Consider the following 8,759-nt stretch of genomic DNA (forward strand, 5'->3'; position numbering starts at 1 on the left):
CTAGTGCCTCGTCAAGCAACCTTCGGTAGGTAACCAGGTTGCCGGATCTTGGAGTTGACGGCGAAGTCGCGTTTGGGTCGGGCGTGCTGGTTGTACCAGCGGATGTAGGCGCCGATCGCGGCGTCCTGTTCGTCGTGGCTGCGGTGATCGGTCCCGTTCAAGGCGAAGTAGCGTAGAGCGGCGAATTCGGCTTCGATCCAGTTCAACCACGATGAATAGGTCGGTAGGAACACCAGTCCACGTCGTTGGCCGCGGCCCAGGCGCGGACCTCGGCTCGCTTGTGCGGGGAGAAGTTGTCGAGGATGACGTAGAGCCTTTCGCCGGGCCAGCGTGCCCGCAGCGATTTCAGCAACGACAAGAACTCCTGCCACCGTTTACGATCCCGGATCCGGTAGTGGAGCTTGCCGGTCGCCAGATCCAGAGCGCCGAGCAGGTGCCGCACGCCCTGGGTCCGCCGGTAGGTCGCTCGCAGCCGTTTCGGGGTTCGTCGCGGGAACCAGCCACGACCAGCGCGGGGTTGCAGATTCAGCGGCCCGAACTCGTCCACGCAGATCACTCGTCCATCGGTGGGTGGATGATCGTAGAGGTCCAGGACGCGGTTCATCTTCGCGGTGAACTCGGGATCGGTCCCGGCTTTCCAGGTCTTGACCGCCTGCCACGACACCCCCTCGGCTTTGAGGATCTTGCGCAGAGTTTCGCGGCTGATCTCAGCGATGCCGTTGCCGATCAGTACTTCGCGCAGTTTCGACAGGCTCCATGTCGAGAACGGCCAGCCCAGGTCACGCGGGCAGCACCGGGCGATGCAGGCGATGCGTTCACGCGTCGCTCGATCGACTTTCCTCGGCCTGCCCGCGCTCCATTTTGGGTCCAGCGCGTCGAACCCCCGTTCGTTGAACTCGTGGATCACCTGCCGCACGTACGCTTCGCTGACCTGCATCAACCTCGCGATCGCGGGAACCGGCTGCCGCTGGGCCGAGGCCATCACCACGATCGCTCATCGCAACCTGACCGGTTGTTTGCCCGTCTTGGTGATCTTCTGCAACCGCCGCCCCTCCTCCGGGGACACCGCTCGCACAAACACTTCCGGCTTCCGGGCCACCAACACCACCTCCACCGGCAGCATCACCGGCAACGGGACTGTAAATACAACGGCTGGACAGACCCCCGGCAACAGCTCCACGATCAACCCGACACCCAGTTACCGAGGCAACCCCTTGGACGAGGCACTAGTGTCCCTCCTGGCATGTGAGGGCCGTGTCCGCGGTTAGTGTCTGGGATGCGTTTCGGGCTCGGCTGAGGTGTCCGGCGACCGACATGGTCGCGGCGAAACCGGCAAATAGCACGGGAAGGGTGAATGGCGTTCGGCCTTCGGTTGTTGTGAGTATGTGGCCGACGGTGATCGTTCCGAGCGCTGCTCCCGAAGCGGTCCCGCTCGAGAGCCAGGCGAATGCTTCGGTGAGTGATTGTCTTGGGCAGGTTCGTTCTGTCAGTCCGGTCAGGATGGAAATTGTCGGGGCGAATGCAACGCCTCCGACGGTCAAGATGCATGCTGTCTGTATGAAGCTGGTGGGCAGTAGCAGCAGGGTGGTGGTTGCCAGTATCGTCGATGTGCCGATCACCAGTCGCTGGTACGTCACGGTGGGCGAGCGGGCGGCGTAGGCGAGCGCGCCGGCGGAACTGGTCGCTGCCCACAGCGCTAGCACCAGGGGACCGAGAACGGGGGTGGGGGCGCGGGCCACGATGATCATGTCTGTGGCACCGAGGATGCCGCCGATAGCGAATGTGATCGCACACAGTATCGGCATTCCTGGCTGTGTGATTGCCCGTAAGGGGTGCGAACCGGTGTTCGCCACCGCAGGTTGGTCGCCGGGCTGGGCGGCCAACCACAGCATGCCGGTCAGTGTCGTGCCCAGCACTGTGAGTATTCCCGCGGGCCAGGCGATGGTGGTGAGGATACCGATGACGGCGGGTCCAACGACGAACAGGATCTCGTCCAGGCTGGATTCCAGTGAATAGGCCACCGCCACCAAGCGGGGTGTTGTGTGTATGGTGGCCCAGCGGGTTCGGACCATCGCGCCGACCGACGGCATGGCTGAGCCGGTCACAGTTGCCCCTAGCAGCAATCCCCAGTCGGAGCGCACTGCACCGATGTCGCCCACGATGAGGACCACGCCTGCGGCGAGCGCGATAGCGGTGGTGCGCAGCACTGATTGCTGGCCTCGGCGGTCGCACATACTTCCCCAGACCGGTCCGGCCACTGCGGCGCAGAGCAGATACACACCGCATGCCGTGGCGGCGAGGTCGTAGCGGCCCGTGGTTCGAGTGACCATCAGCACGATCCCGAGTCCCATTGTCGACAATGGGACTCGGGCCAGCACGCCAGCGGTGCAGAGCGTCCCTGATCCCGGGACGGCGAACAGCTGCTGGAGATTTCGCGGTATCACAGGGATTACAGATATGCTCGGAGTTCACCTCGCCGTCGCACATCGAGTGTGGCGCAGTGGAACGAACCTCCGATGCTCTGGACGTGGCGGAATGCACATCTGATCGGTTTGAATCCGAGTTCGGAGACCAGCGCCGCGATGTGCTCGTCCTGCTCTTCGACCACAATGCGTTCCTCATCTAGCACGAGGAGATTCATGTTTACCCAGCCGCTGGTCATGAACAGCGGTGGATGTTCGCGCACAGCAGGGTGCGGCGCGGGTACGAGTTCCCAGTCGGCGAACCCCGCGTCCCGGAGCGTCGGGGGATCGATTCGTTCGGGGTTGAACAGCATCAACCCCGAACGTAGCGGCATGATCGTGGCATCGATGTGCATGGCGTGTGGATCGTCTGCCTCGAGCACCCGGATGCGATAGCCGTCGCCCAGGTGGCCTCTCAGCCAGTCGATCCCGGCCTGATTGGTCACGTGACTCAGTTGAGCGACGATATCCCGACCGAACCTGAGGAAGTCGGCTGCGTCGAAGGCCGGCTGACTGTTGTTGATGGCCCATTCCGCACGTGGATCGTTGTTCAGCAGACCCGGATGGTCGAGCACACGCGGCGCCGAATACCAGTGGGCGCCTGCCTGCTGGTATCGGGTCAGCAGCGATCGGTAGGCGAGGGTTTCCGAGCGGCGCGACACCCATGACATGGGTGCTTCGATGATGTCCGAACCCACTACCAGCAAACAGTCGCGTGGCATCGCGCAGGTATGGCCATCGAGTCCGGCCAGGTCGACACGATCGGGGCGTCGAACAACGATTCCCTCATCGGTCAATGTAGACGCGAAGTTGTCCAATTCTTCCTGGGCCGCTGCGAGGATATCTCCCGGAAACGGGCGCCCCGGTGTGAAGAGATCCCAGAACTTGGCGGGCATAGTGTCTTCGATCATGCGCCGGGGCTCGGCAGGGAACATCGCACCATCAGCGACACCGACAATGACTTCCTCCAATGGGTCCCACTCGGTGTGGGATTCGACGATGGATCGGACGGTCGTGACCCCCGAAACAACTGGTTCCCGGGAATAGAGCAGGCCTGCCGACTCTGTTGGCCGCACGACGAAACCGGGAGTGGTGTAGGCGAGGTTGATCGCTATGCGTTCACGATCGGAACGCAGTGGTGACACCCGATGGGCCGTGGTGTCAGCCTTGAGGACATAGACATCGCCAGCTGTGAGCCGAACTTGTTCGACTGGGCCGTCGTCGAGCTGCGACACAGACTTCGCTCGCGCGACCAATTCAGGGAATCCTCCCTCTTCGGGATCGGGAGCCTCGATTACCAGGACGACCGATATGGGGTAGTCGTCGAAATGAGCGCCGAAGGTGTCGTTCTTCCGGTCGAGGATGTTAACGACATACCGGTCTACGTCATCCTCCAAAGGGATGACACGCTCCCCGCACGCGGCCTCCACGATGTCCAGCAGCAGCGGGTCGCGGTAGATCCCGGGAACCAGCGAAGAAAGCTGATCCACGACATCACCACCGAGAGTGGTCATGCGACGCGGCGAGTTCTCCATGCACTCCATGAGAAACTCTTTCCTAACCCCTTCGCGCCGCAGCCTCCTGATCTCGTCCTGCAGAAGCAGCAGCCCAGGAAAAGATATCAGCCCCGGAAAAACCGCATAATGCTTGGCGGCATAATTCATGGCACAAAATTGCAGGGTTGATGATCCCGGTCCGAATTCCTTCACATCGAGAAGAATTTCGCCGTATGTCTTGTTGCTCTTCAAGGTCACAACCTCATAGGTAATTTGGGCGTGCGTGATAGGCACGTCCTGATGTGATTAGAATTGGGCACGCCAGATTCCGCCGGACGCTGCGACGACCGAAAATCTCCGGCGCTACAAGCATCGAAGACTGTCCACCGAGGCGAGCTTCAACCATCTCGCAGGAAGATATGGTGAACGGTTTGCGGTTGCAACTATCGTGCGCGAGAGAATCTACACACCATTGGTGAGTTGATATCGGCGTGAGTGTCGAATTCTTCTCCGGAACCATGGCGGCCACCGCGAATGCGTCGGTCCAGACGGAGATCGGGCGTGAATTGAACGCCATAAGAGTTGAAGATGATCACGCTTGCTTGCGGCTCTCCTGCAGCTTCGGCGAGGGGTACATTGTCCCGATCGCGTGCGAAATCCGCTCAAATAATGTACCGCCACCTAGCGGTACAATCAAGAGCGAGATCTGAGGCTTGAGCGGCGAGATCGCCGAGCGCCCAAGTGGATCGACGTGCCAGCACGCGATGACTGGCGCAAGGAATCTTGGGTCGACCCCGACGACTTCACCGACACCCCAAGCCGGTGCCGCCCGCACCACCGGCGGCAACTTCCGGTAGCAGATAACCACTCACGAGCAGGCGGATGGTGATACAACAGCCCAGCAGCGACAAGACGCGACCGGACCCCGAGAGCATCACCCTGCGCGCCGAACTCGCCACCGAGTCCAACGAGAACGCTCGACTACGGCGACAAATCGACGCCGCCGCCAACGTGATCGCCACCCTCCACCCCGAGAACACTGCACTACGCGCTGAACTTGCCGGTCACGCCACTGAACCGCCCACGCCAACACTCCGGAGTACCAGTCCGAACTGGCCTAGACAGTCAAACTGGTGGTGTCGGCCCGTCGCTCCGATGCCTGACAACGCCCAGACTCGATTTTCCTGGAGGTTCCCCAGCCTTCGCCGTCCTGCTCTTGCGGGCGGCGTCGATCGACTCTTGAATTGATGGAGCCAATAACAGTCCCATATGGCAAACCGCATTCATCTGCGCGACAATCGGATTGGTTCCATTTGCCCGCTCCGGCACGTCGAGATTCTCGGCGAGTGCCACGAGTTCACCTAGTTGCGCCACTGTTCTGTCCATCAGATTTTGGACATTTTCAATAGCCTGCCATTCTTCACTGACCGGATCTTTTGTCACCATTCCCATCCTTCGCTAGATCGATATGCAATTCGAAATTCCAGATTCATGTTCCCCTGGCCAGGCGACCCAGAGCGCGGTCATTCGCAAAGACGTCATAATTTGTCGTTGATCGACGTCGCCATTTATGTCGAAGGATCGGGCAGCGCGCGGAAGTGCTGATCTAACTGAGTCACCATCCACTGTCGATTGATAGTCAATAGTCCGCATTAGTTCGGGCTGACAACTGGTCTTCCGATCGTTCCGGGGTGCGCCGTTAGAATTCTGCGGTGCCACAGGTTCGACGCCAATTCCGACACGACCGAATGTGAAGCATTCAGGCGCTGGGTCCGGCTTGACTCGGGGTCTGGTTGCCGGGCGCAGGCGTCGGTGGGGTCACGCTCGGTGCGATGGTCGGCCGCTCACCGATCACCGCTTCGGTGTGCGGTGTGTCGTCCACGTACATCAAGCGGTCGGGATGCCACGCCACGACGCGGTTGCGGTCGTTGTTGCCACCCGAGTTGCCCATGCCGGGCGCCATCGGCATGTACGGCATCATCGGCGATCCGCCGCGCGCGGCAGTGGCGTTGGCGGCCGACGACGTACCGAGAGGCTCGATCACCGGTGTGCGCGGCATGCCCGAACCCAGGCTCGCCGCGGCGGCCACCGGCAGGGCGCTCGCCTGAATGGTTGCCGCTTCGACATCCGGGATGCCGAGGCCGGGACTTCCGGCGGGCATCCCGCTCGGGCTGCCCGTACCGAGTCCGCTGGGGATGCCGAGGTTGTCGTAGCCGTAGTCGTCGAGGCCGTAGTCGTCGTAGGCGTCCGAGGTATCCGACTGTCCGAGCTGACTCAACGGCATTCCGGCCGAAGCCATCGCGCTCATCAGGGCGGGCAGCATCTGGGTCAACGCGCTGCTGTCGCCGCTGCCGCTGCCGCTTCCGGTGCTTTCGCTCGCGCCGACTGTCGAGCCGAGGTCGGTGGAGTAGCCGGTGATCGTCTCGGTCGAACGGGCGTTCTGTTCAGTGAATTTCGCCAGTGCCGCCTGTATGCGAGTTTGATTCTTGGACCGCATCGCGGAGAGCAACTCCTTGCGCACGGCGATGATCTCCTCCGGAGTCGGATGCTTCGCCTTTGCCGTCCGGAACGCACCACCGTACGTATCGATCCCGTCGGCAAGCAGCCCCAGCGCACTACCGAGTTGGTCGAGCCACCCCCGGTACTGACCGAGTTCGGTCGCCGCCTCACTGCCCACCGGCTCCCAACGCTGCAGCGCCTGTACCGTCGAGCCGACACCCTCGGTTGCGACAAGATGCGGACCACCGACAAACGAGCGCAGCTCGTTCGCGAATCCCATGGCCGGGCCGGGCCCTGGACCCGTATGCAACTGCTGCGCGAAGATCAATGGTTCGACCTCGCCACCAGACGGAAGCACGATCGTCGGTGGCCGACGCAGGCTGACCTCCTGCACCTCGCCGACCGGGTTGGCAACGATGTCGCCGCCGCTGCCGCCTATTTCACGGGCGCCGCGGTCATCCGCTTCGGTGTAGTCGACCGCCGCAGCGCCCACGTTATATGCGAGACGATGAATCTTATTCCACGTGAACATCATGCCGTTGACCACCAACGCCGCCTGCGCGTTGTACTCCGGCACCGCCTGGGCCGAGCCGGAATCTGCCCCCGCGGGTACAACCCATCCAACAGGCATCGCCGCGCGGGCATCACGCGCTGTCGCGGCAAGCTTCGCCGCGACAGCGACGAGTTCCTGCGTATCCACATTCAGCGGCATCGCGACCTCCTCAAACCGCCGTAACCTCCTCGCACGATCAAATTCAGCATGGCAATCGACACAGCTATGTTCGCGAATCGATCGCCGGCGCCCGGCGTGCACTTCTGGCCAGTCCCGTGAAGGCTTGGCCGCCAACGACACAACGCGAGAATCCCACTCGGCACAACAAGCCGGTATGGGGGAAATCCCTACGATCCAGGAGCGTTGAGTGAACAGCCCGATGCACTCTCAGTGGCGGATCGATTGCCGAGGACGGTGCGATGCCTCGGCGGGGCAAATGAATATGCTGTCCCCCGCGACAGATCCTTCGCGAACATTGCCGAGGGCGACACCCGAGGATGTCCCCGTTTCCGCCGCCGATCTGCGAATGACCTCCGCGGTGAAGCTTTCGCTCGCACATTCCCAACACTGGAAACCGTCTAGCGTTCTGATGTACACCACTCGATGCGAGCCTTGCGGCCCCGCCTTAGGAGCTTTGGATGTACTTCAATCTGACCGAGGGAGCACTCCCTGCTATCGCCTCGCGATGGGGCATCGAAACGGCCGATCTCGCCGCGACGATGGAAGCGTCCGTGGCCAGCAGTGTGCCACCACCGCCGGGCTGCGACGATGTGAGTCGAAAGATCACCGAACGGTTCTTCGTCTTCTCGACCGGCTTCTACGACAAGACGGTGCAGGGAGTCGGGCACCGCATTCATGCCCAGCCACACTTGCCCGCAGTGGACGCCTGCTATCGTGCGGCGGATGCCACTGGCAGCGGGGAGATTTCCGCTAGAAGCGCGGCGCTTGGCGAGTAGCAGAAGTCGCTCCGAGCGAAGGCTGATGCCGTGGCGTTCGATGCCTCGGTTATCAGGGCTCCGATCGACAGTCGGCCACGGCTGACGGCGAGCAACACCGAGACCTTGAGACCACGGCGCCAGTCGACGTCGGCCATTTCGGGATCCCTGTCAGCCACAGCATCGCGTCAACTTCGCTGGTCGTAGCATGCCTCGTGGGGTGGTTCGGCACTACTCCGTCGAACCACCAGCCCGCGACGGTGAATCGCCATGTCGACGAGGTACCGTCGTCGTGTCAGATGTGGTTTTTCTACGCCGCCAAGGCTACCACCCAGAGCTGCCGTTCGTGCTCGATGGGTGAGGTTAACCAGCCACCCCTTGGAAGCGGGAAGGCACGATTCGTGCAGTATGCGTTGCGGGCTTTGCGCGAGAGCAGGGTGGAGGAGGTAGTTGTGCTCGCTCGGCGTGGTTGCTCGCGAGTCCGCATTCGTGGTACCGGAATTCGTCGATCTGCTGGCATGCGACGTTGACATTGCGATCGAGGGCGTGCTGTCGAAACCTCGGTCACTGGCGGTTCCATGTAGATGACAGCCTCACCGAAGACCCAACCAATACGGTATTGCATTCGTCCGCTGGTATAGGGATTCGAGGACGGCCGTGCTCGGCCATGGAATCGGAGTTCTTCGGCCAATTCGCGACCGGCCACATCCTCACGCGACTAGTGCTGCGTTCCTCAAAGGTGGTAGATAAAACGGCGGCGTAGGGTCCTTGGTTTCGGGGCTGGTCGGCCCCAGACCCATGGTCGTGCGCGGGC

General features: G+C 62.0%; 8 protein-coding genes. 1 reads left to right on the forward strand and 7 read right to left on the reverse strand.

The genetic code is table 11. The annotated features are described in order from the left end of the window. Positions 1-11 precede the first annotated feature (11 nt). The 7 genes from ABZW96_RS36870 to ABZW96_RS36900 form a co-directional block, all read right to left on the reverse strand. Positions 12-206: a hypothetical protein gene (locus tag ABZW96_RS36870; RefSeq protein WP_355081438.1), complete on the reverse strand. Its 195-nt coding sequence runs from the start codon at positions 204-206 to the stop codon at positions 12-14. Next, a complete protein-coding gene (locus tag ABZW96_RS36875) occupies positions 203-982 on the reverse strand; it encodes an IS630 family transposase (RefSeq protein WP_355081451.1) in 780 nt (259 codons plus the stop codon). The genes ABZW96_RS36870 and ABZW96_RS36875 overlap by 4 nt, the downstream gene beginning before the upstream one ends. Positions 983-994: 12 nt before the next feature. Further along, positions 995-1,126, reverse strand: coding sequence for a hypothetical protein (locus ABZW96_RS36880; RefSeq protein WP_355081440.1), 132 nt, complete (start codon positions 1,124-1,126; stop codon positions 995-997). A 100-nt stretch (positions 1,127-1,226) separates the two neighbouring features. Further along, entirely contained in the window at positions 1,227-2,351 is a 1,125-nt protein-coding gene (locus ABZW96_RS36885; protein WP_355081442.1) for a hypothetical protein, read from the reverse strand. 98 nt (positions 2,352-2,449) lie between these two features. Further along, entirely contained in the window at positions 2,450-4,210 is a 1,761-nt protein-coding gene (locus tag ABZW96_RS36890) for a hypothetical protein (RefSeq protein ID WP_355081443.1), read from the reverse strand. Positions 4,211-5,083: 873 nt separating this feature from the next. After that, a complete protein-coding gene (locus ABZW96_RS36895) occupies positions 5,084-5,404 on the reverse strand; it encodes a hypothetical protein (RefSeq protein ID WP_355081445.1) in 321 nt (106 codons plus the stop codon). A 313-nt stretch (positions 5,405-5,717) separates the two neighbouring features. Then, a complete protein-coding gene (locus ABZW96_RS36900; RefSeq protein WP_355081447.1) occupies positions 5,718-7,310 on the reverse strand; it encodes a PPE domain-containing protein in 1,593 nt (530 codons plus the stop codon). 338 nt (positions 7,311-7,648) lie between these two features. Here ABZW96_RS36900 and ABZW96_RS36905 point away from each other — a divergent pair, with 338 nt between their 5' ends. After that, positions 7,649-7,966, forward strand: coding sequence for a hypothetical protein (locus ABZW96_RS36905; protein WP_355081449.1), 318 nt, complete (start codon positions 7,649-7,651; stop codon positions 7,964-7,966). The last annotated feature ends 793 nt before the right edge of the window (positions 7,967-8,759 follow it).

It is taken from the genome of Nocardia sp. NPDC004168, assembly GCF_040610355.1.
Lineage (GTDB): Bacteria > Actinomycetota > Actinomycetes > Mycobacteriales > Mycobacteriaceae > Nocardia > Nocardia sichangensis.